The sequence below is a fragment of the Parabacteroides distasonis ATCC 8503 genome, assembly GCF_000012845.1.
Taxonomy (GTDB): Bacteria; Bacteroidota; Bacteroidia; order Bacteroidales; family Tannerellaceae; genus Parabacteroides; species Parabacteroides distasonis.
Genome location: NC_009615.1, coordinates 4,104,257 through 4,128,483 on the forward strand (window position 1 = coordinate 4,104,257; position 24,227 = coordinate 4,128,483).

Sequence of the window (24,227 nt, forward strand, 5' to 3'; positions counted from 1 at the left end):
GATTATATGATGAACAGATGTATTTATTTATTTTGTTGGCTTTGCCTGGCTTGCTGGTCAAAGCCCGTATCCGCGGAGGGGCAAGCCTTGTTGGTGATCCCGGAACCGGGAGAGAAAACCTTGATTCACTCAGATTGGTATGCCCGGAAAGCGAATGAGGTGAAAATGGATGGGAACCGGTTGAGCGCGGTGCCTTTGGATAAAACAGGATGGTTACCGGCTCGTGTACCGGGTACGGTGTTGACAACGCTTTTGGAGAATGGTTTGTATCCGGCCCCTGAGTTTGGGTTGAATAACAATTTGATTCCCGATATACATGAAGTCGGCAATGATTTCTATACGTATTGGTTTACCCGTCAGTTTACTATCGATGCTTTACCAGAGGGGTGTAATGTCTGGTTGAATTTCCGGGGAATCAATTATAAGGCGGAAATCTTTTTAAATGGTAAGCGGATCAACCGGAATACCCATGAGGGTATGTTCTTGAGGAAGACGTTTAATATAACTCCTTATCTTCGTACGGATGCCCCGAATGTATTAGCGGTATTGGTTTATCCACCTACACATGTCGGAAATCCAAATGGCGGACAAGGGGGTGATGGGCAGATCGCCCGGAATAATACGATGCAATATACGCCGGGTTGGGACTGGATACAACCTGTACGAGACCGGAATACGGGTATTTGGGATGAGGTATCTATTACGACAACCGGGCCGGTATGCCTCTCCTCTCCTTATGTCGTGACCAAGGTACCCGGCGTACGTGATCCGGAAACGAAAACTCAAAAGGAGGCTTTTGTGAATACCTCTGTCGAGCTAGAGAATACCGGGAGCACTTCCTTAAAGGGGCTATTGGTTTGTGAGACGAACGGAACCCGCTTAACCCAGCCGGTTACTTTATCGCCATTCGAGAAGAAAACGGTATCCTTGAATCCTTTAGCGGTAAAGAATCCTCGTTTATGGTGGCCTAACGGTATCGGCGAGCAGCCTTTATATGATATGAACCTCTCTTTTGAGATCGGGAATCAAGTGAGTGACCGGGAACGGTTGCGTTATGGTATCCGGGAGATTACTTCCGATAAATGCCCGGATAACGGGGGACGCCGTTTCTTCGTGAACGGACAGAAAATATATGTCACGGGTGGTAACTATATTAATTCCGATTGGTTGCTTCGTCTCTCTCCGGAACGTTATCGGGATGAGGTACGTTTCCATGCGGAAATGAATCTGCGTATGATCCGTGTATGGGGAGGTGCGTTGGTGGAACGGCCGGAATTCTATAACGCCTGTGATGAGTTCGGTATCTTAGTCTTTCAAGATCTGTGGGGCAGTGGTGATTGCAATGGCGCTTGGGAGGACCCGACCAAGATGGATTCCCGAGAGCGTCGTTGGGAATATCCCGATAATCATGATTTATTTATCGCCTCCGTGGAAGATCAAGTGAAAATGATCCGTAACCATCCGAGTCTTTGTTTCTGGTGTGGGGCGAATGAATGGCCTTTAGCTAAAGATATCGATCAATGTTTGAGAAAGGAGGTTTTCCCCCGGTTAGATCCGGAGCGTCTTTTCGTGAGTTTCTCGACAGATACGTTGTTTACCCGGAATTTTTTGGGGGATAATGGGGATGGTCCTTACGGTATACAAGAGCCGGAATGGTTCTTTAGCTTCCGTTCGCATCCGTTTAATCCGGAAGCCGGATCGGTTGGTTCCCCGGAGGTCGAGAGTATGCGGGAGATGATGACGGAACAGGATTTGGCCGGTTTCCCAAGGAAAGGTTTGACCCGTAATTATACGTGGCGGTATCATAAGGATCTGGGCTATGGCGATCATCTGGAGCGTTATGGGGAGGTGAAGGATATCGAGACTTATTGTAAGTATGCCCAAGTCGTGAACTATGACCAATATCGTAGTTTTATGGAAGGCTGGGCCTCTCATATGTGGGATTGGTATACGGGTATCTTGATCTGGAAAACCCAGAATCCATGGACATCCTTGCGGGGGCAAATGTATGATTGGTCTCTCGATGTAAATGCTTCCTTGTACGGAACCCGGAAAGGCTGTGAGCCCTTACATGCCTATTATAACCCGGTAACCCGTAAGGCGGGATTGTTGAATACGACCCTGAAAGATTATACGGATTTATCGATTGTAGCCCGTATCTATAATCTGGAAGGCAAACTGCTTTGGGAGAAAGAGACGAGAGCGAGCGCCAAGGCGAATACGGTACAGGAATTATTGGATATCCCCGTTCCGGAAGGGATCAAAGGCGCTTATTTCTTACGGCTGGCCTTGAATGCGGATGTCCCCAATATTTATTGGCTGACAACCGAGCCGAAAGACTACACCAGCTTATCTCAACTTCCGAAGTCAAGACCGGGAATCAAGACCGAGATCAAGAAGGAAGGATCGAATTTCGTAGGTACAGTCCGTCTGAGCGCTGATTCGCAGATCTCGTTCTTCAACCGTATCAAGGTCTTTGATAAGGAGACAGGCAAACGAATCTTACCGGTACATTATTCGGATAACTATATTACGCTAATGCCGGGTGACCAACAAGAAATAAGCTTGGAGTTTCCCGCTAATCTGCCGGAAGAGCGAATACAAATCGTGGTGGATAGCTACAATTCTCCTTTGCCTTGACGTACGATCTCGAAATTATCCGTCGTGCAATCTATAACCGTAGAGGCTTCCAATCCTCCGAAACCGCCGTCGATTACGATATCCACTTGATGCTCGTATTTCTCGTGTATCAATTCCGGATCTGTCGTATATTCGATCACCTCATCCTTGTCACGGATGGACATGGTTAGGATTGGATTTCCCAAGGATTGTACCAATGTACGGGTGATGTTATTGTCCGGTACACGGATTCCGACTTCTTTCCGGTTCTTGTAAATCTTTGGAAGCTCGCTGCTGGTGGGTAAGATAAAGGTGAAAGGACCGGGCAGATGTTTCTTCATCAGCTTGAAAGCGGCGTTGCTTACCTTGGCGTATTCACTAAGATTAGACAGGTCGTAGCAGATGATAGACAGGTTGCTTTTCTGTGGATTAACCCCTTTCATCTGACATATTTTCTCTACCGCACGTACGTTCAGCGCATCGCAACCGATGGCGTATACCGTGTCGGTAGGATAAACGACAAGGCCGCCGTCCTGCAGGACTTTGACGACCTTGTCTATTTCTTTTTGATTCGGATTCTCCGGATAGATTCTCACTAACATATTAGCCGTAGATAATGTGTCCGTTCTCGTCTGTATATTCCTCTAATCCTTTACTATATTGGTTCATGGCCCGGAGGCTCATACCCATGCTTGAGAAACCACCGTCGTGGTATAGGTTCTGCATCGTTACCTTGCGGGTAAAGTCGGAGAACATCATTACGCAATAGTCCGCGCACTCGTCGGCGTTGGCGTTACCCAGTGGACTCATCTTGTTAGAAAAGTCCATCAAGTGTTCCATTCCCTTCACGCCGCTACCCGCGGTTGTCATTGTCGGGGATTGGGAGATCGTGTTCACACGTACGCCTTTCTCACGGCCATAGATGTAACCGAAACTACGGGCGATAGATTCCAACAGGCTCTTAGCGTCCGCCATATCGTTGTATCCGAAGAACGTGCGCTGGGCGGCCACGTAACTTAATGCCACCACGGAACCATTCTCGGCGATAGCGTCTTGTTTCTTTGCTACCTGTAGCATCTTGTGGAAAGAAATAGCGGAGATATCCAACGTCTTTTCCAGCATTCCATAGTCCAGATCATCGTACGTACGTTTCTTGCGTACGTTCGGGCTCATACCGATAGAATGTAAAACGAAATCTATTTTACCACCTAATATTTCCACTGACTTCGCGAATACGGTCTCCAGATCCTCTACGCTGGTTGCGTCCGCCGGGATTACCTGCGCATTCAACTTCTCCGCCAAAGCATCTACCTGACCCATACGAACAGCGATAGGCGTATTGCTTAACGTGATAGTCGCACCTTCCTCTACGGCTCTTTCTGCCACTTTCCAGGCGATAGACATATCGTTCAGCGCACCGAAGATAATGCCTCTCTTGCCTTTCAATAAATTATGACTCATACCTCTTGTTTATTAATTACGGCACAAACATACACAAAATGTGCAACATACGCAAATGAATATCATAGCCTGACATTTGAATATGTGCCTTGATATTAAAACAAGGTAGAGCCATTCTTTGTTGGCGGTTACTTCTTATTCCCGGAAATAAACCCTCTTTACCCGAGGCGAGATAGAGGTTAATATCTCATAAGGGATTGTTTTCAGTTTATCCGAAAGTTCGCTCACCGGTAGTTCGTCGCCGAAAATAATTACGGCGTCGCCTTCTTGCGCATGGATGTCGGTGACATCGATCATGCAAGCGTCCATGCAGATGTTGCCGATAATCGGACAGCGTTGTCCATTGATCAAGACCTCCCCACCTCCGTTGCTGAAGTGGCGATCCAGTCCGTCGGCGTATCCGATCGGGATGATAGCGATCCGGGAATCACGTTTCACATAACTCATACGGCTATAACCGATCGAATCCCCTGCGGGTACGTTTTGTATTTGTAAGATCGTTGTCTTCAAGGTGCTGACATTCCGTAAGCCTTTTTGTCCGGATGCGCTTACTCCATATAAACCGATACCTAAACGTACCATATCCATTTGATAAGCGGCGAAACGCTCGATTCCCGCGGAGTTTAGGATATGTTTGATTACCTTATACTCTAACCCGCTTTCTAGTTCCCCTGCGGCTTTGGTGAATTTATCCAATTGTTGATGGGTAAAATCATCGAAGACGTACGAGTCGCTTCCGGCTAAATGAGAGAAGACCGAACGGGCGATAACCCCGGATTGCGCTCTCAAGCGTTCACAGATCGCCGGGACATCCTCCGGTTGAAACCCTAGGCGATGCATGCCGGTATCGATCTTGATATGGATAGGGTAAGAGGTGATCCCTCTGCGCTCGGTCTCCCGGATCATGGCATCCAATAGGCGGAAGCTATAGACTTCCGGTTCCAGATGGTTCTCGAACAAGACATTGAAACTGCTGAATTCCGGATTCATGACGATAATGGGGATCGAGATGCCTTCTTTACGCAATTCGGCTCCCTCGTCGGCTACCGCCACGGCCAGATAGTCGCAACGATGTTCTTGAAGGGTCTTCGCCAACTCGTAAGAGCCGGCTCCATAACCAAAAGCTTTTACCATACAAACCATCTTAGTCTCCGGCTTTAGCTTGGAACGATACTGATTGAAGTTGTGTACGATCGCGTCCAGATTTACCTCTAGGATCGTCTCATGCACTTTCTTCTCCAACAACTCGGAGATCTGCTCGAAATGGAAATGGCGGGAACCTTTAATCAAGATCAACTCATCCTTGAATTTCTTGAAGGAAGGAGACTTGATAAATTCCTCGGTGGTCGTGTAAAACTCCTTCTCGATCTCGAAGACGGAAGCATATTCCTTTAAGTCGCGGCCGATACCGATGATACGATCTATCTTCTTACGGCGAACCAAATCGGCGACCTTCTTATATAGAGATTTCGGCAAGGTGCCCGATTGAAGGATATCGGAGAGGATTAAAGTGCTCTTTAATTGCTTGCCTACCCGGCGGCTTTGTTGGAAATCGAGCGCGATATCCAAGGAGTTGATATCCGAGTTATAGGTATCATTTATCAACAGGCAATTGTTGATACCTTGCTTTACGTCCAATCGCATAGCCACCGGCTCAAGATGCAAGAATTTTGTTACGTCGTTTACGCTGGTGGGTTTTAGGTAAAGCATAACCGCCATACAATGGATCACGTTCTCGATAGAAGCGTCGTCCGTGAACGGAATGGTAACGACCCGGTTGAAGCCCAGTAAAGTACAGTGAATGATCGTCTCAAACTCTTTCTTATCGATAGACTCGATAAACAAAGGAGCCTCGGAGTCCGTACGGCTCCATGCGATCGCTTTATGGGAAAGGCAAGCCGATTCGATACAATTGGCGATAAATAAATCATCCCCATCATAAATAATGGCTTCGCAATCATTGAAAAGCGTCAGCTTCTCCATACATTTCTGATTGGAGGAGAGGAAATTCTCTTGATGAGCCTCCCCGATATTCGTGATGATACCGATCGTGGGGGCGATAATGGGTTGCAGGCGTTCCATCTCGTCCGGTTGTGAGATACCGGCCTCGAAGATGCCCAGTGTATTTTTCTCGCTCATCTGCCATACCGAGAGAGGAACCCCCAACTGGGAGTTGTAGCTCCGGGGCGAACGTACGATGTTGAACTCGTTATGCAACAGTTGATAGAGGAATTCCTTTACGATCGTCTTTCCGTTGCTACCGGTGATGCCGATCACGGGGATATTGAATTGCTTCCTGTGGTGGGTGGCCAGCTTTTGTAAAGCCCGTAACGTATCTTTTACGATCAGGAAGTTCGCATCCTTCATGCTCTCGAACTCCGGTAGCATATCGCTTACCACGAAGTTGCGAACACGAAGTTTATAGAGTTCCTGTATATATCTATGTCCGTCGTTCGTCTTGGTTTTCAAGGCGAAGAAGAGGCTTTTTTCCGGGAAGGAGAGACGACGGCTGTCAGTCAACAATAAACTGACCGTATCGTCAAGCAATTGGTTTGTTTTAGCACCGATAACTCTTGCTATTTCTTTAATTGCGTATTCCATTCTTTTATTTTAGTTTAGACTTTACTATTTCGATCTCTTTTCTGATATCAAAGGAAGGAATTTTCTCGCTAATTCGTTCCATCTTTAACAAAGTTTGAAGGATAAACCGCTTATAGGCCTCGCTATCCGGTTGAAAGGGCTTATGGTTAATAGCTTTTTGAATATCACCCCATTCTTTAAGGATTGCCGAAGTGTCTGTGGATAAGAAATTTTCGATAAAACGTTGCCAAATATAATCAATGGCCAATGGGGAGGGATGGAGCATATCGTCCGCATAGAAACGATAATCCCGGAGCTCGTCCATAAGGATCTCATAAGCGGGGAAGTAGGCGATTCGGCCGGGATAATCTTTCTGTAAGGCGTCCGTGGCTAGCAATAGGGTGGCTTTGCTGAGTTGGTTCTCGTGCGCCCCGTCTTTCCAGTGGCGGATTGGACTTACGGTAAATAAGATTTTCAAGGCGGGGTTTTGTTCCCAAAGGGCTAGTAACAGAGGTTTCCAGTCCTCGACGATCTCTTGCGTGGATAATCGTTGCCGATCGAACATCTTTTCCGGTAGCTTATGGCAATTCGACACGATTCGCCCGTCGCTCTTGAGGCGGTACACGAAAGCGGTTCCCAACGTGATTACCAACCGGGTCGCTTTTCGCAGGAAATCGGAAGATTGGGATAAGCGGCTGTTTATATGGTCTAGGCATTCTTCTTCCGAGGAAGCGGAGAAACGGCTATGATGGGTAAAACTATGGTATACGCCCTCATGCCGGAATAAATCCCCGGAGGTAAAACGCTCCGGGCGTAGCAGCATCCGCAATCCTTCCGCTACGGAAGCTGGGTTATACAGAGTACCGAATGGGTTTATATCTACGGAGAATTTATTCTCTTCCAGCTTCCGCCCGATATTCTCGGCGAAGCAGGAGCCCATCATCACGACCCGGTCCTCATACGAGAAAGAGAATCGTGCTTTCGGCAATAGGATTCGGGTATAAAGTTCCATATTTACTTTTTCGCAAAAGTAGATATATGTTTACGGAAATGCAAATAAGGAAGGTGTTTTAGGGGAATAATGTAACAATGCCCATTGTAAGGTTGTTAGGATGGGCAGTATAAGGAGCTTACGATGGGCATTGTTGCGACCTTATAATGCCTATTGGCGGAAGGTCGGGAGTGATACTATAAAAGAACGGCGGTAACTTGTTGAGTGTTACCGCCGTTGGTCGTAGCCTTTGCCGGGGCTACGCTTCATCTCCCATCGTTGCCATATATTCTTTCCATAAGGAGTCTATGTCGTAATCATTGCCGAGCGCATATTTCACGCCACCATCGAACGACCAAGGAATAACCTCTAATGTGCTTCGGTTGAACTTCCGCAGGAAATCCGGGCTCTTGGTTTGCGTAAGCCATGCGAGGAAGAAGCCTGTCGTGCGGTAACCATCCATATAATGGCCGCCTTTGGGACGATCTTCCAAGGTAAAACCGCCGTTCAGGTATCTTACGGCATCCGCCACACCTTCTATCATAGCCCAGAAAGTCTTATTAGTCCCATAGCTACCTATGCCTTGAGGCTCCAATTGGAAACCATGCGTCAGCTCATGGTATAATACGCCACGGGTCTCGTAATCCACTTTCGCGGTGTCATTATTGGCAAAACTTTTCTCGATCCATTTCGTGCTGTATACGATACTGATGGAAGGGGGCGCTCCGTCTTTTGCGGATACCCCGTCGTATTCCTTTAATGTATAGTGGATCTCCTCGATGCCCGGGATACTATCTTCCGGAGTGAAATAAAGCGTCTCTACGACCTTGCGGGCGTGCTTGGTAATATAAGCTTCCGGATCAGGGATAACGGCGGCATAGATCGCCGAGCCCTTAGCCTCGGGGGAAAGATTCTTGAAATCGATCTTTCCGATGTAATAATTATCCCAAGGATTTGAGGTGGCTTCCGCTACTGTAGCCGCCTGTTCCTTTTTGCCGGAGCAAGCGATGCAAGTCCACAGCAGGAAAGCACCGCTGATTAATTGTTTATACTTCATGAGTCTTGTCTGTTTTTTCTGATAAAATGGGTTAATCCGTCAGTGAATAAGGGCGATCCTCTCCGTTGAACAATCGCTTTTTGTTCGGGCTGGAAGTCATCTCGAAAGTGAGCGTTCCACCGTTCATGATGTCATCCTGCGTGATGTATCCTTTGGTATAGGGTTTCCCGTTTAGCTTTACCGCTTTTACATAACGGTTCTTGTCGCTGACTTTATTGGCTTTTACCTCGAAAGTCTTACCATTCTCCAAGCGGACCTTCATATAGGGAAGGTAAGGAGCGCCTAATACGTATTGATCCGTACCCGGGCAAACCGGATAGAATCCCATGGCGGAAAGGATATACCAAGCGGACATCTGGCCGCAGTCGTCGTTACCGCAAAGGCCGTCGATATTGTTGCGATACATCTTATTCATGATCTCGCGTTGCCAGAATTGGGTTTTCCAAGGCTGGCTGGTCCATGCGTATAAGAATGGGATGTGATGGCTGGGTTCGTTGCCGTGTACATAACCTCCTAGTAATCCTTCTTTGGTTACGTCTTCGGTCTCGGCAAAGAACTCATCGGGAAGATGCATCGTGAATAAGGAATCCATTTTAGTGATGAATGCTTGCTCGCCTCCCATCAACTGAATCATACCATTGACATCTTGAGGGACATAGAAGGAATAATTCAAGGCATTTCCCTCGATAAACCCTTCACCGTGCGTGCTTAACAAACTGAAGTCCTCTTTGAATTTACCATTCGTATAACGGGGACGGGCATATCCGATCGAGGTATCGAATACATTCGCGTAATTGGACGCACGCTTTTTATAGGTATCGGCCACGGATCGGTTTCCCACTAATAAAGCTGTATTATAGATTGTCCAATCATCATAAGCATACTCCAAAGTCAAGGAGCCTGCGCTACCGTTGCGATCTAAAGGAACATAACCTAATTCCATAAACTCTTTGGTTCCCTCATAATACGGAATCGTAGAGCTGTTGATCATCGCTTTTAACGCGGCGTCTTTATCGATCGGTAATCCTTTGGCGATAGCATCTGCCAAGACAGAGACGGAATGATAACCGATCATGCACCAGTTCTCGTTTGCCATATGGCTCCAGATCGGCAAGGCATGATGAACGCTTTGCTCGCAATGTTTCAACATAGATTTGGCGATATCCGTGTTAACTTGTCGGTTGATGATATTGAACAGGGGATGTAGGGCACGATAGGTATCCCATACGGAAAAAACCGTATAGTTCGTGAATCCGTCCGCTTGATGGATATTATGGTCGAGTCCGCGGTATTGACCGTCAACGTCCGTATATACGCAAGGATTGATCATCGTGTGATACAAGGAGGTGTAAAGCATAGCCAATTGATCATCGCTTCCTTTCGCGTCGATGACGGAGAGCGCTTTATTCCAAGTATCGGAGGCTTTGGCGGCTAATTGGTCGAAGTCCGCACCGGAAGCCTCGGCACGTAGATTTTTCAAGGCTCCCTCGGTGCTGACTCCGGAAAGGGCGACTTTCACTTCCAACTCATCAGACGTTTTCGGATCGAAATCAAAATAAGCGACGATCTTACGTCCTCCGATATCCGGGAAGTTCTCTTTCATATTGAACTTGGCATAACCGCCCCGATAATTAACTTTCGCTTTCTCTTCGCATCCGTAATGCGTGATCGGTTTGGAGAAAGACATGGCGAAATAAGTATAGTTGGTACGTGCCCAACCGTTTGTGATACGATAGCCGGTTACCAGCGTATCGTTCTCTACGCGAATATTGGTCCAAAGAACTTTGCCGTCATAGTTATAGATCCCGTGAATCATATCAAGGATAATGCGTTGGTTCTCACTGTTCGTAGGGTATGTGTATTTGTGGATGCCGACCCGTTGGGTGGTGGTCAGTTGTGCCTTTACGCCATAATCGGTGAGCATCACCTCGTAGTATCCGGGACGGGATATCTCGGTGCCATGCGAGAAACGGGAACGGTAACCGCCATCGGGATTCGTGGCCGTTCCGGGGTTTAGCTTCAACGTTCCGGTGGTAGGCATAATCAAGATATCCCCGAGGTCGGAGTGGCCGGTACCGCTGAAGTGGGTGTGGCTGAATCCTACGATGCTACTGTCTTTATGTTGATAACCCGCACAATACTCGTAGGAGCGAGGTTGGTATTTACCATCTACGTTGTGTGGTATGGTATCCGTATCCGGACTGAGTTGTACGAGTCCGAAGGGTACGCAAGCACCCGGGAACGTATGTCCCATTCCATTCGTCCCGATGATCGGGTTTACAAGATCAACTACACTGGTCTGTGCGATCGCTACTGTTGAGCTGGCTGCCAGAAAGAGGCAACACATCGATTTCTTGAGATTTATCATGTCGTATCAATTAGTTAGAAAAGGATGAAACATAAAAGGTCACCTTTGATAGTTCCAAGGATAACCTTTGATAGTGACAAAGGTAACCTTTTATATTTTCAGATCAATAAGTATAGTAGTCCTCTATCATTGTCAAGTGCTAATTTGTTAATAATGGATTTCTACTATACTTAGTTGATATTTAGAACAATGAGTTAGCCTCGTTCGGAGATAAGTTTGCGTTAGCATCCAATTGTCTTTGCGGAATAGGGAAGATATTACGCTTTGGTTCGTTGGATGCAGTCTTGTCCCACCAAGAAGTGGTTACGAACTTGTTAAAACGAACCAAGTCTGTACGGCGGATTCCTTCGAAAGCAAACTCTCTACCTTTTTCGGCTAAGAACTCATCCATTGTCAATGTAGCGGTCGTATATTTCGCTTTCTCCCAATCCTCTGCCTTGAAAGAACGTTGACGAACGCTGTTGATCATATCTACCACTTCTTGCGTTGCTTTGCCTCCGTTCTTACGCATCAAGGCCTCCGCTTTGTTATAGATAACCTCGGAATAACGGAACATCACCCAGTCGTTGTTCATATCGCCGGTAGTACCCGGTTGGATTTCATACTTGATAGAGCGAGCGCCGCTGTTTTCTTCGCCCTCGGTCATGGACTTAATGTAGTTTACGAATACCAAATCCTGCCCATTGTACTCCTCTGAACCTTTCAAAGGCTCTGCGGTCGTGTCGTAGTAGTAATTACCGTTTTCATCTACTTTGCGAGGATATTGCTTACCGATCAAGAAACCCTCAATTTTTCTCAAGTCGTTGTCAGCGAATGAGTCATAAAAGGTCGGTTGTGTCACCAAGCCGTTCCAAGGACCGGATTGCAAATCCCAGCCAGTTTGGTGTGCGTAATGCAACCAACGTTGATACCAACCCATTCCTTTGGCATATACTTCATCATACACGATTGACCAGATAATCTCGGTAGATCGCTTGTCGTTATCCGCACGGAAAGTGTCGTTCCACTTCTTATCCAATGCGAAACCTCCCTTAGCTAATTCATCGCAAGCTGCGATACAATCATCCCAGCGTGCTTGTCCAGTATAAATTTCCGCATTCAAATAGAGACGAGCCAATAATGCGTAAGCCCCCCATTTGGATACACGTCCGTAGGTCTCTGTTTTACTCTCTGACAAAGAAGGAATACTCTCGTTTAACTCTTTTTCGATCCAAGCGAATAACTCTGCGCGAGATTTGGAGGAAGGATTGATTTCACCGATTTTCTCGCAAATTGGAGCCGTACCGAACATATCCATCACATACCAATAACAGTAAGCGCGATATACACGCATCTCCGCTTGTGCTTGTGCTTTAGACATTGGAACTTGGAGTGCTTCAAAATCTATATTCTCTGTATCTGTAAGGAAGTTGTTAGCATATCCGATACCTTCAAATAATTTTTTCCAAGCATCCACTACTTGACCATCCGTAGGAATCCATTGATGGCGGTGTAAGCGAATCCAGTCTCCATTGTCATAGCCGTGGCGACCTTTTTGAGGCCATGCGGCACAGTCGGAAGATAACTCGTTACATGACCAAGGCGATTGGGCTACTTGCATAGTTCCACAGAAGTGTCCCCATGGACGCATCATGGCGGCCATTACCTCGCCTGCATTGTTGTAATAATTCTCAGCGATTACCGAGCTATGTATTTCCTCTGTCAGGTCCGTACAAGAGGTAAATGCGGTAGCTCCCAGCAATAATGAAATTGCGCATATATTTTTTAAAGCTTTCATTGTATTGTCTTAAATCTATTGTTACTTAATTAGAATCCAAAATTAACGCCAAACGTGAAGGTACGGGTGGTGGGATAAGATCCGCGCTTCTCTATACCTGCTTGTAGTCCTGTTACGTTTACGTCAGGGGTTAAACCAGAGTATCCTGTAATAGTCGCAAGATTGGTGACATTACCATAAATACGTAAGTTGCGCACATATTTATTATTTTTGAAGTTGAATGTATAACCTAGTGTCACGTTATCGATCTTCAAGAAGTTCCCTTTCTCTAGATAATAAGAAGAGAACAATGGTTGCTCTGTTACCTTGTTCTTCAAGGCATCCTTGTATCGTTTGTGCCAGACTGATCAATATTAACAGTCGTTCCGAAATAAATAGCACCCTCGTTCAATACGTCATAATCAAACATACCGCGCAGGAAGAAGCTGAAGTCAAAGTTCTTATAGGTAAATGTGTTCTGTAAGCCAGCCTTGAATTTCGGCAAACCATTACCGATAAAGGTACGGTCAGCGTCAGACAGACCTTCCTTTCCGTCTATGTCGCGAAGATTCCAAGTTCCGTCCGGATTGATACCATCGCATACATAACCGAAGAATGACGCGATCGGCTGTCCTTCTTGTAGGCGGTAAGCCTTGCCCGGGTTACCCGGAGAGGGCAGGTCATATTGATCCTCGTAAGAAGATTTGTACACGTCGTTAGACAAAGATGTCAATTTATTATTCTCGTATGAGAACGTGAAATTAGCCGTGTAAGAGAAATCCTTAGTCTTTACGACCTCTGCGTTTAATGCTAATTCTATACCTCTATTTCTCATCGTGCCTACGTTGGTGGTGATCGTGTTGTAGATCAAGGATGGCTGTTGGGCATTGTAGCTACTGATCAAGTCGCGAGTCGTACGACTATACCAATCGATCGTACCATTTAGGCGTCCACCTAGCAAGCCGAAGTCGAAACCGATGTTCAAGGACTCATTCTTCTCCCATTTCAAATCCGGATTCGGGTTGATATTCGGACCGTAAGTGGCGGTTAGCCATGAACCGGTGTAAGCGTTCCAAGCTCCAGCACCTGTGCCGTAGGTAGCGAGAGACATATATGGATCGGTAGGTAGACTACCCGTGATACCGAAACCGGCACGGAATTTCAATACGTCGAATACTTCTTGGCTCTCCATGAAGTCCTCACGAGAGATCATCCAGCCTGCGCTGACAGAGGGGAACCAAGCCCATTTGTTGTTCGCTCCGAACTTTGTGGAACCTTCACGGCGGATAGAGGCGCTGGCCATGTATTTACCGTCGTAATTATAGTTGGCACGGGCGAAGAAGGCGATCAGTTTGCTGGTCTCTTTTTTACTCTTCATCTCGGCCTTACCATCTTTTAGGTAACCGCCGGCTTCTAGGTTATTGGTACCGAATACGTCCGTCAAGAAGTTCTTGTTCTCGGCGCTGAATTGCTCGTATTCAAAATCTTGGTAACTGTATCCCAGCAAACCGGTAATATTGTGTACGCCGTTGATGGAAGTATTGTAGTTTGCTGTCCATTCAGTAGTACGATTGGTATTCTGATAATATTCTTTTTTGGCGCGTCCGTTTGTACCGTCTTTATATTGGCTATATTCCTCACGCATACTATAATCGTTAGTTAATGCGTCGTTCTTCTCCATAGCGAAGAAAGCGGCGGCTGTCAGACCGGGGATAATCTCATATTGAGCCTTGAAGTTCGCCAATAAATTCTTGAATTCCTTTTTCTTGGTACGCTGGTATATGCGGGCTACCGGGTTGAAATCTTCGTAACCGCTGTAAGTTTCCCAGAAGGAGCCGTCTTCCTTATAAATAGGCATCGTCGGGTTGATACGGATCGCCTGGTATAATATGCCGTAATTAGGGATATCTCCTACCTTATCCACATCATCGGAAACCGCGTCCACTTTCACGAAAGAGTTTGCTAGATTGAAAGAAAGCTGTAGTTTATCATCAAACGCACGGTGGTTCACGGCGATAGAGCCATTGATCGTTTCACGGCTGGTGTTACGGATCATACCATCATTCTTTTTGTAATTTAAAGAAGCGCGATAGTTTGTCTTACCATTACCACCGGTAGCGGTCAAGTTGTGTACATGGGTGAAATTACTCTTATTCAATAAAGCGTCGTAATGGTTATCCCGTCCACCAAAGTCGCGGATATTGGCGTTGTTGGTTTCCTTGCCATAAGCGACGAACTCGTCTCCATTTAAGATTTCCGGCCGTTTATAAACCGCCTCGTGCATGATATATCCTGAGTAATCCACTTGAGTAGTTCCGGCTTGCGGACGTCTCGTGGAGACGATGATCACACCGTTATTACCCCGGGTTCCGTAGATAGCGGCTGCGGAACCGTCTTTCAATACGTCGATCGCCTCGATATCCTCGGGTGCGATAGCGTTCAAAGAAGTCATATTACCCGGCATACCGTCGATAATAACGAGAGGCTCATTGCTACCTTTCAGAGATGAGGCACCACGCATCTGTACTTTTACCTCGCCATTCGGGTCGGTGCTACCACGTGATACAGTCAGACCAGCTACACGTCCTTCCACCAATTGCATCGGGTTCACTACCGGTGCCTTGTTAAAGTCGGATGCTTTCACGCTGGTAACGGATGAGGTGATCTCACCTTTCTTTTGGGAACCGTAACCTACGACTACTACCTCGTCTAGTGTCTCAGAGTCTTCAGCTAAGACTATGTTCAATGTTTTTTGCCCGGTATAACGAACTTCTTGGGATTTGAAGCCGATGAAGGAAAATACCAATGTGCTGTTATCCGGCACATCCAAGGTGAAATTTCCGTCAAAGTCCGAAGCTGTTCCGTTCGTGGTTCCTTTCACAACAATACTAACGCCAATCAGAGGTTCACCCTTTTGGTCTTTTACTACACCTTTAATGGTTGAACTTTGCTGTGCGATCTGATGAATCTCCATGTTTCCCATTTCAGGAACAGTAGAATCTTCGGCCGCATAAGAGGACTGAAACATTAAAGATAAACAAAGTAACAAAGAGGTTCGTCCACCTAATAAAGTCAGGCATTTCCTCGTCTTACCTTCACTCTTTTTTTTCATAAAAACATTAAATTAAAAGTTAATAATGTGCTTCCCGAAGGAAGAATACACACAAGCGGTTTGCTTTGTTATTCGACAGCAATATTAATAGGTCTTAACGAATTGAAGAGTGCTTTGAAATACCGAAGAAGTGTCATGAAATGCATATGGCAGATTATGATACTCTTTTGGTAGATTATGACACTATTTAGGAATCAATGATTTATGCCTCTTTTGTGCGGTATTCTTTAGGAGTCATGTTATATTTACGGGCAAACTCCCTATAGAAGTATGATTTGTTAGAAATCCCTACATTATAAATAATTTCCTGAACGCTCATGTTGGTATTTACGAGTAATTGCGCTGCATAGTTTAACCTATAATCCTTTATAAAATCACTCGGCGTCATGGTAGATATTTTCTTGAAACGGCGATATAAGATGCGGGTGTTTATATTCAGTGCGTCCGCTACCAGCTCGGGACCGAGTCCTTCCTTGCTGACATTTTCTTTGATGATAGCGGTTACGGCGTCAAGGAATTCCTTGTCTTCTTGATGTAATAATTGCCCTTCCGTATATTGATAAGCACTTTCCGGAGAATAGAAATACTCTTTTAATTCTCTTTGATTTGTCATCAATCGGTTCACGACGGATAGGAGAACTGTTGGCGAGAAAGGCTTGGTTAGATAGGCATCCGCTCCTATATTAAGTCCTGCCGCTTGCTCTTGGTCTGATATTTTGGCAGATACGATAATAAGCGGGATATGACGGGTATATCTATTTTCCTTGATAAGAGAGATCAATTCCAATCCGTCGATATTAGGCATCATGATATCGGTGATGATAAGGGAGGGAGTGTATTGCTTGAGGAATTCCAGAGCCTCCTCCGCATTATAAGCTTCCTGAACCTGATATTCGGAAGAGAGGGTTTCCGTGATTAGCCAGACGATGTCTTTATGATCGTCGATAACGAGTATCATCGGTTTATCTTCCGTCTCTTTTTGTGCCGTATGTGAGATTTGCGGCTTTTGTATATCCGTGTTTGGGGAAGGAAGCGATACGGGAATATCTTCGTCTATCGTGTCGTCTGAGCTCTCCTCTACGATGCCAAAAGGTAAGGTAACTGTAAATTCAGCATATTGGCCGACCTCACTCTCTATGTCGATTTTACCACCTAAGGATTGTACGAGGCTGTGGCAGATAAATAAGCCGAGGCCATTCCGTGCCGTATTTTGCCTGTTATCGTCGTTATCCATCGTGCCAAGGATACGATATCGGTCGAAAATATTTTGCATGTCTGCCTCCTCGATTCCTTTGCCGGTGTTGTAAACTTTAAGGACGAGGAAGTTCTCCTCCTCATGTAAGGAGATACGAACCGTGCCCCCGTCTTCCGTATACTTAAATGCGTTGGAAATCAGATTTGCTAGGATCTTCTTGAAATAGACGGAATCCGTATTCCAATAAAGCTCTTTGGGAGCATCGATCTTGAATTGGATTTGGTGTTGCTCGGATAGTGGGTAAAACCATTCGAATTGAGTTCGCAAAAGAGAGGATACGGATACTCTTCGGATGTGCGTATGACTGAATCCAGCGTCTTCCGCTTTCCGGAAATCAAGGATTTCTTGGATAAGCCCGTTCAGTTCCTCTACATTTTCCCGGAGGACTGAAGTGTATTTTTCTAATGTCTTGTCTTTTGAGGTGGCGGCATAGGCTTGGATATAATTCTCCACGCCATTGATCAAGGTAAGCGGGGTACATAACTCATGCGTGATATGGGTAAAGAAATTCAGCTTAGACTCGTATAGCTTCTCTTTTTGCTCCTCCTTGATCTTGTCTGCTATTTGTTTCTGTTTCTTTAGTATTTGGTAATGGATGCGATAGATGGCAATGATGATTAAAACCGTACCGATAAAAAGATACGTGAAAATAGCTAATGAGCTTAGATAAATAGGAGGTAATACCTTGATAGGTAGGGTGTATTCTTTTGCCGACGAATCAATGACATCGTTACGATAACGGACTTTCAGCAAGTATTCCCCGTACGGGAGGTTCATGAAAGTTACCTTGTTTGTCTTTTGCAATTTTTCCCAAGAGGAATTATAGTTGACCAACTGATACGAATACTCGTAATTCTCCCCGTTGATGTAATCCGGAGCGACGAACGCAATCGTTAACGATTGCACATCAGCCGGAACCGTTACACCGTTCCGGCTGATGTCCTTATATAATGGAAGGATTTGTTTATCCATTTGCAACTCGAAGAAACTTAATTCGGGTTGATAGGTATGCTCCGGCTCCGTTTGTTTATTTACCCAGACTAATCCGTTGATGCCTCCAAAGAATAAACGCTCGGAGTATGGGCATTTCCAATAAGCGTCATCAGAGAATTCCGTGACGCTAAAATAAGGTTGATGATAATTATGGAAAAAATTATTCCGGGGATTATATTTGGTGAGACCTTTATTGGTGCTTAACCAGATACAGCTATCATTCCCCTCATGAATGCCATGGATCATGTCGTTTGCGATCCCGTTGCTTTTATCGAATTGGCGTAAATGTATCTTTCCTCTTTTAAATTTAATCCGGGTAAGTCCGGAGCTGGCGCCTGCATAGAAAGTAGAATCCTCGGTCTGGCATACAGATAACACGTCTCCAATGGCCGGATTCCTTAAATTGTTGGTTTGCAGGAACTCATATTTCTGGTTGAATATGTTAAAACTAATAACCCCATAACCGCCACGACTCCCGAGAAATAAGGTCGAGTCGTTATCATATATCATGGATTGAATCTCTTTGCAGGTATTCTCCCCGTTTTTTAGCGGGAAGGTTTGTATCTTACTGATTGTAGGCGTGACTTTATCCATACGTAAAGTAACCTTCAGTAATCCGTTGCCGGTTGTCGCCAACCATAATGTCGAGTCGTTTACCTCACAAATAGAATGGATATAGCGGATAGGGGGAGTGTCCTCTTGCTGCGGGATCGTCTTTATTCGATTTTCTTTATAAGAATAATAACAGAGCCCCGGGCCTTCCGTACCGATCCAGATACAAGGATGGAATTCGCTTCTCTGGAAGCTATATACCCGGTTGCTGGATAATCCGTCGGCGGTGGTGAAATGCGTGATAGCGCTTTGTGGAATCGCCTTTTTGTTTGGGTAAGTGTCATAGGCTTGTATCCGGACAATTCCGTCTCCTTTTGTCCCGAACCAAAGGGATCGATCATTGTCTGTATATAAAGAACGTATGGGGTTCTGTATATTAATCGGTAAATCCTTGAGTAAGATAGAGCCGAAAAGATCGGGTTTATCGTAAAACATCCGTATGCCTTGTCCATCGGTCCCTACCCAAAGAATCTCCTGTCTTTTATCGTTCATCAGGCAAAAGATACCGATGCCCGTGTCTATCGTGTTTTCCGGTTGGCTTAGGTCTAGAATATTGCCGTTACGGAAAACGATATATACATTGGATTGGAAGGTACATATCTTAATGATGTTTCCATATTTATTTGTCATTCCAGACAGATCAAACAGGAATTCTTTCCCGCTTCCGTCTACCTGTTGGCGATATAACTTATTGTCGGTATCGACAATGAAGATATGGTTATTCTCATGAAATGCGGATAAGATCGGTTTATTATGGAATTGGCGTTCTTCCGATAGTAAATTAAAAGTTGTATTGGAGAAATCCGGTGTTAACTTTTTCAGTATTCCCGAGGTCAATAGTAAATAAAAATATCCGTCTGTTCCGGCGAATAAAGTCCGTACGGTTTGAGGGCCTATCCCTTCTCTCGGCAGATCCCGGAATCCATCGCTAAATGGGGTGTAACAAGATATCCGGTTTTCTTTACAAATGGCTAATGTGATACCGGATGAATCGGTCGCTACCAGATCACTCTCCATGTATCCCGGGTAAGACTCGGTGACTTTCCGTTTCTTTAGCGAGAATTTATTGATACCTAAAGAGGTTGATATCCATAAAAAGCCGGGTTCTGCGTCGGATATTTTGTGAATGATATTACTACAAAGAGAGTTTTTGTTATTTAATTCGAAACGATATACATACGTATCTTTTCCGTTGTATAAGTTAAGTCCGTCGTAAGTCCCGATCCACAAATAGCCATCCGGATCTTGATGCATGCAAATAATGGCATTGTTCGACAAATTAATCATATTTGCCTTATGCAAAGATTTAGACGCGAGTGAGATAGGAGATGCGATTAAAGATAGTATTCCTATAAATAAAACGGTAAACAGGATATTTCTCATGTGTTTGATCCAGATTAACTTTTACGTTCTGTAGGCAAAGATAGTGAATAAAATGGAGACTTCGTGCAAAGCATCGCATTACTATCCCGTTTCTTCTTGTATATTTTTAATACCTATTTATAGGGATTTTAGAGGGGTGTCGCAAATGTTACAGGAACATGAGGATAAAAGTTTTACCTTTGTGCCGGTAAAAATGTGGTATTAGATAAGATTGTTTATGAAATTTGAGAATGAGTACTGGGATCACTTTAAGGGTGAGACCTGGAAGAGAGAGATCAATGTAAGAGATTTTATCCAGAGTAACTATACGCCTTATGAAGGGGATGATTCCTTTTTAGTCGCTTCTTCCGAGAAGACCCGTAAGGTCTGGAACAAGCTGACCGAGATGTTTAAGGTCGAGAGAGAAAAGGGAGTTTATGACGCCGAGACAAAATTACCTCAAGGGATCGATGTATATGGTCCGGGCTATATTGATAAGGAGAATGAGGTTATCGTTGGGTTACAAACCGATGCTCCGCTGAAACGTGGTATCTTCCCGAAGGGTGGTATCCGTATGGTCGAGAATAGCTTGGAAGCCTACGGTTATCATTTAGACCCGATGACGAAAGAGATCTTCACGAAGTACCGTAAGACGCATAACGAGGGCGTTTTCTCCGCATATACGGAAGAGATGGTTGCCGCACGTCGTTCGGCTATCATCACCGGCTTGCCCGATGCGTATGGTAGAGGACGTATTATCGGTGACTATCGTCGTGTCGCTTTATATGGTACGGCAATCTTGATCGAGGAGAAAAAGCGTTTCTTGAATCGTTTGGATATCCAAGAGATCACGGAAGAGATTATCCAGAGCCGTGAGGAGATTTCTGAGCAAATCAAGGCGTTGAAAGCGTTCGAGAGAATGTGCGCTAGTTATGGCTTCGACGTGACCCGCCCGGCGCAAAATGCTCGTGAGGCGGTTCAGTTTGTGTATTTGGCTTATCTGGCAGCGGTAAAAGATCAGGATGGTGCGGCAATGTCTATCGGACGTACCTCTACATTCTTGGATATTTACATCGAGAAAGACATCCGTGAGGGTAAGATGACGGAAGAGGAGGCGCAAGAGTTAGTAGACCAGCTGATCATCAAGTTGCGTATCGTTCGTTTCTTACGTACACCGGAATACAATGATTTGTTCTCCGGTGATCCGGTTTGGGTAACAGAGTCGTTGGGCGGTCAAGGAGTGGACGGACGTTCTTTGGTAACGAGAACTTCCTATCGTTATCTCCATACATTGTATAATTTAGGTCCGGCACCGGAACCCAACTTGACGGTGCTGTGGTTCAAGAACGCTCCCGAGAACTGGAAACGTTTCTGTGCCAAGGTCTCTATCGATACGTCGGCTATCCAATATGAGAATGACGATTTGATGCGTCCGGATTATGGGGATGATTATGGTATCGCTTGTTGCGTTTCCCCCATGAAGATCGGAAAGCAGATGCAGTTCTTCGGCGCTCGTGCGAATTTAGCGAAGTGTTTATTGTATGCGATCAATGGAGGACGGGATGAGCGTAGCGGCGTACAGGTAGCCCCGATGTTCGAACCGGTTCGCAGTGAGTATCTGGAGTATGATGAGGTGATGGCTAAGTATGAACAAATGATGCGCTGGTTGGCGAAGGTATATGTGAACGCCTTGAAGATAATCCATTATATGCATGATAAATATGCGTATGAGGCATTCGAGATGTCGCTTCACGATGGGGATGTAGAGCGTATCCGTGCGACAGGTATCGCCGGTCTTTCTATCGTTGCCGATTCGTTGGCTGCTATCCGTGATACGAAAGTACGTGTGATCCGTGACGAGCGTGGCTTGGCGGTTGATTTCGAACGTGAGGGCGAATATGTTCCTTTCGGTAATAACGATGATCGTACGGATAGTATCGCTGTAGAGATCACCGAGAAGTTCATGGAATATTTGCGTCAGCACGAGACCTATCGCCATGCGAAACCTACGCAGTCCATCCTTACGATCACCTCTAATGTGGTATATGGTAAGAAGACTGGTACGACACCGGATGGCCGTATCGGTGGAACTCCTTTCGCTCCGGGTGCGAACCCTATGAACGGTCGTGATACGAAAGGTGCTATCGCTGCGCTAGCTTCGGTAGCGAAGCTTCCATTCCAGCATGCGCACGACGGCATCTCTTATACTTTCGCTGTTTCTCCGGCTACGTTGGGAAAGGAGCGTGAAATGCAGATCAATAATCTGGTTAGCTTATTGGATGGCTATTTTACTCCGGATGGAGGTCAGCATCTGAATGTTAACGTATTTGATAAGGATTTGTTGATCGACGCTATGGAACATCCCGAGAAATATCCGCAACTTACGATCCGTGTATCCGGATATGCGGTAAACTTCGTGAAACTGACTCGTGAACAACAGTTGGATGTTATTTCAAGAACCATTAACCATTCACTGTAAGTGATAAAAGGTAAGATACATTCATTAGAGAGTTTCGGGACCGTAGATGGTCCCGGAATTCGCTTTGTCGTTTTTATGCAGGGCTGCCCGTTGCGTTGCCTGTATTGCCATAACCCGGATACTTGGAACCCGAAAGGGAAGGTGAAATATCAGATGACTCCCGGCGAGCTATTGACGGAAGTTTTACGGTATAAGAGTTTTATCGCCCGTGGGGGGGTGACTGTTACCGGTGGGGAACCTTTATTGCAACCTGAGTTTCTGAAAGAGTTTTTCCGTTTGTGCCAAGAGCAAGGTCTTCACACAGCTTTGGACACATCTGGTTTCGTATGTACCTCAAAAGCTTGGGAAGTCTTGGATTATGCGGACTTAGTGTTATTGGACATCAAAACCTTAAACCCGGATTTGCATCCGTTACTGGCGGGTGTCAAGCAGGATAATACGCTTCTGTTTTTGGATGAATTGGAGAGACGTGGCATAGATACTTGGATTCGCCATGTTATTGTCCCCGGATATACGGATAATGACGAGTGGCTGGAGGCGTTAGCTCGGTATGTCAGTTCATATAAAGTGGTTCGCAAAGTGGAATTGTTGCCTTATCATACGATGGGAACCTATAAATATGAGCAATTAGGCCTCGATTATCCGTTAAAGGGGGTGGAGCCCTTATCAAAAGAACGTTTAGATAATGCGAAAGCGATATTCTCTCGCTACAAACCAGAAAATAACAAGGCCTGATCTCTCGATCAAGCCTTGCGATTATGCAACAGCTAATCAGGGAAAACAATCTAATCCGATTAGCTTTTAAACGATAGTAATAATTTTTTGCCTAGACTAACCTTGACTATTTAATATGTGTTTGTTTTGTTATGTGCAACAAATATCTATTTTTGTAAGGAGATAAAAAATGATATAGATCAGAAAATGATGAATAGTATGAAGACACCACAAGAAATAGCCGAAATGATATCCAAACGTTTTTATCCATTACCCGATGCGGATTTGGATTCTCTGGCCTCGATCATAGAATCAAGTAAGGCTGCGAAAGGAGAATTATTGTTGGATAACGGACAAATATCTAAATATTTATATTATGTGGAATCGGGATTATTACGCCAGTTTTACTATAAGAATAAACGTGATATTACCGAGCATTTCTCCTGTGAGGGAAATATCGTTATTTGTATAGCCAGCACATTCCAAAGAGAACCGACGCGTTTATTAATCGAGGCATTGGAACCGACGGTTTATCACCGGATCTCTTTTTCGGAATTTAGCGATTTATTGAAAACATCTTTAGCTATTAATAGATTGTACCAGAAAATACTGGAGTGGGCTTTGATGCTTTCGCAAGAGAAAGCGGACTCTTGGCGTTTTGAGTCGGCAAGAAAACGTTATCTGCGTTTTCAACAGGAATATCCGGAAGTAGCGAAGCGTGCTTCTGTCAATCATATCGCCTCGTATTTATTGATGACACCCGAATCTTTGAGCCGGGTACGGGCGGGAGTGCTGTAGCCTCTACCTATATTCAGGTATTATTGAGGCGAAAATAGCAATTTGTGGTGATTTCACGGTTCAAGTAATC

The 24,227-nt window shown here is 45.3% G+C and carries 14 protein-coding genes; 4 read left to right on the plus strand and 10 right to left on the minus strand.

Features of this window, described 5'->3' with window-relative positions; all coding sequences use genetic code 11:
* Positions 1-6: 6 nt before the first annotated feature.
* On the plus strand, positions 7-2,640 hold the full coding sequence (locus BDI_RS16890; protein WP_011967295.1) for a glycosyl hydrolase 2 galactose-binding domain-containing protein: 2,634 nt from the start codon (positions 7-9) through the stop codon (positions 2,638-2,640).
* Here the strand turns inward: BDI_RS16890 and BDI_RS16895 are convergent.
* The 10 genes from BDI_RS16895 to BDI_RS16935 form a co-directional block, all read right to left on the minus strand.
* Entirely contained in the window at positions 2,619-3,221 is a 603-nt protein-coding gene (locus BDI_RS16895; RefSeq protein ID WP_005859734.1) for an L-threonylcarbamoyladenylate synthase, read from the minus strand. The genes BDI_RS16890 and BDI_RS16895 overlap by 22 nt on opposite strands.
* 1 nt (position 3,222) lies before the next feature.
* The gene (locus tag BDI_RS16900) at positions 3,223-4,080 is read right to left on the minus strand and encodes an enoyl-ACP reductase FabI (protein ID WP_005859732.1); all 858 of its coding nucleotides are present in this window, start codon (positions 4,078-4,080) and stop codon (positions 3,223-3,225) included.
* A gap of 135 nt (positions 4,081-4,215) precedes the next feature.
* Positions 4,216-6,681, minus strand: a complete 2,466-nt coding sequence (locus BDI_RS16905; protein WP_005859730.1) for a bifunctional UDP-N-acetylmuramoyl-tripeptide:D-alanyl-D-alanine ligase/alanine racemase — start codon at positions 6,679-6,681, stop codon at positions 4,216-4,218.
* Between the two features lie 4 nt (positions 6,682-6,685).
* On the minus strand, positions 6,686-7,672 hold the full coding sequence (locus BDI_RS16910) for a GSCFA domain-containing protein (protein ID WP_011967296.1): 987 nt from the start codon (positions 7,670-7,672) through the stop codon (positions 6,686-6,688).
* Between the two features lie 238 nt (positions 7,673-7,910).
* Complete coding sequence (locus BDI_RS16915) at positions 7,911-8,708, minus strand: basic secretory family protein (RefSeq protein ID WP_005859727.1); 798 nt, start codon at positions 8,706-8,708, stop codon at positions 7,911-7,913.
* Between the two features lie 31 nt (positions 8,709-8,739).
* Positions 8,740-11,076, minus strand: a complete 2,337-nt coding sequence (locus BDI_RS16920) for a GH92 family glycosyl hydrolase (RefSeq protein WP_011967297.1) — start codon at positions 11,074-11,076, stop codon at positions 8,740-8,742.
* Positions 11,077-11,257: 181 nt separating this feature from the next.
* Positions 11,258-12,853 carry a RagB/SusD family nutrient uptake outer membrane protein gene (locus BDI_RS16925; RefSeq protein ID WP_005859723.1) on the minus strand — a complete coding sequence of 532 codons (1,596 nt, stop codon included), beginning with the start codon at positions 12,851-12,853 and terminating at the stop codon, positions 11,258-11,260.
* A 29-nt stretch (positions 12,854-12,882) separates the two neighbouring features.
* Complete coding sequence (locus BDI_RS21290; RefSeq protein ID WP_237702610.1) at positions 12,883-13,170, minus strand: hypothetical protein; 288 nt, start codon at positions 13,168-13,170, stop codon at positions 12,883-12,885.
* Entirely contained in the window at positions 13,167-15,944 is a 2,778-nt protein-coding gene (locus tag BDI_RS16930) for a SusC/RagA family TonB-linked outer membrane protein (protein WP_011967298.1), read from the minus strand. Before BDI_RS16930 ends, BDI_RS21290 begins: the two co-directional genes overlap by 4 nt.
* Positions 15,945-16,146: 202 nt before the next feature.
* The gene (locus BDI_RS16935; protein ID WP_011967299.1) at positions 16,147-20,187 is read right to left on the minus strand and encodes a hybrid sensor histidine kinase/response regulator transcription factor; all 4,041 of its coding nucleotides are present in this window, start codon (positions 20,185-20,187) and stop codon (positions 16,147-16,149) included.
* 217 nt (positions 20,188-20,404) lie between these two features.
* Here BDI_RS16935 and pflB point away from each other — a divergent pair, with 217 nt between their 5' ends.
* From pflB to BDI_RS16950, 3 genes are all read left to right on the plus strand, one after another.
* Positions 20,405-22,645: a formate C-acetyltransferase gene (gene pflB / locus BDI_RS16940; protein WP_011967300.1), complete on the plus strand. Its 2,241-nt coding sequence runs from the start codon at positions 20,405-20,407 to the stop codon at positions 22,643-22,645.
* The gene (gene pflA / locus BDI_RS16945) at positions 22,646-23,380 is read left to right on the plus strand and encodes a pyruvate formate-lyase-activating protein (protein WP_005867396.1); all 735 of its coding nucleotides are present in this window, start codon (positions 22,646-22,648) and stop codon (positions 23,378-23,380) included.
* 186 nt (positions 23,381-23,566) lie between these two features.
* Complete coding sequence (locus BDI_RS16950; RefSeq protein WP_011967301.1) at positions 23,567-24,157, plus strand: Crp/Fnr family transcriptional regulator; 591 nt, start codon at positions 23,567-23,569, stop codon at positions 24,155-24,157.
* The last annotated feature ends 70 nt before the right edge of the window (positions 24,158-24,227 follow it).

Coding starts and splice junctions, on each gene's coding strand:
- BDI_RS16935 (WP_011967299.1), bottom strand. CDS start 20,187: ATGAGAAATATCCTGTTTACCGTTTTATTTATAGGAATACTATCTTTA.
- BDI_RS16950 (WP_011967301.1), top strand. CDS start 23,567: ATGATGAATAGTATGAAGACACCACAAGAAATAGCCGAAATGATATCC.
- BDI_RS16920 (WP_011967297.1), bottom strand. CDS start 11,076: ATGATAAATCTCAAGAAATCGATGTGTTGCCTCTTTCTGGCAGCCAGC.
- BDI_RS16915 (WP_005859727.1), bottom strand. CDS start 8,708: ATGAAGTATAAACAATTAATCAGCGGTGCTTTCCTGCTGTGGACTTGC.
- BDI_RS16930 (WP_011967298.1), bottom strand. CDS start 15,944: ATGAAAAAAAAGAGTGAAGGTAAGACGAGGAAATGCCTGACTTTATTA.
- pflB (WP_011967300.1), top strand. CDS start 20,405: ATGAAATTTGAGAATGAGTACTGGGATCACTTTAAGGGTGAGACCTGG.
- BDI_RS16900 (WP_005859732.1), bottom strand. CDS start 4,080: ATGAGTCATAATTTATTGAAAGGCAAGAGAGGCATTATCTTCGGTGCG.
- BDI_RS16895 (WP_005859734.1), bottom strand. CDS start 3,221: ATGTTAGTGAGAATCTATCCGGAGAATCCGAATCAAAAAGAAATAGAC.
- BDI_RS16910 (WP_011967296.1), bottom strand. CDS start 7,672: ATGGAACTTTATACCCGAATCCTATTGCCGAAAGCACGATTCTCTTTC.
- BDI_RS16925 (WP_005859723.1), bottom strand. CDS start 12,853: ATGAAAGCTTTAAAAAATATATGCGCAATTTCATTATTGCTGGGAGCT.
- BDI_RS16905 (WP_005859730.1), bottom strand. CDS start 6,681: ATGGAATACGCAATTAAAGAAATAGCAAGAGTTATCGGTGCTAAAACA.
- BDI_RS16890 (WP_011967295.1), top strand. CDS start 7: ATGATGAACAGATGTATTTATTTATTTTGTTGGCTTTGCCTGGCTTGC.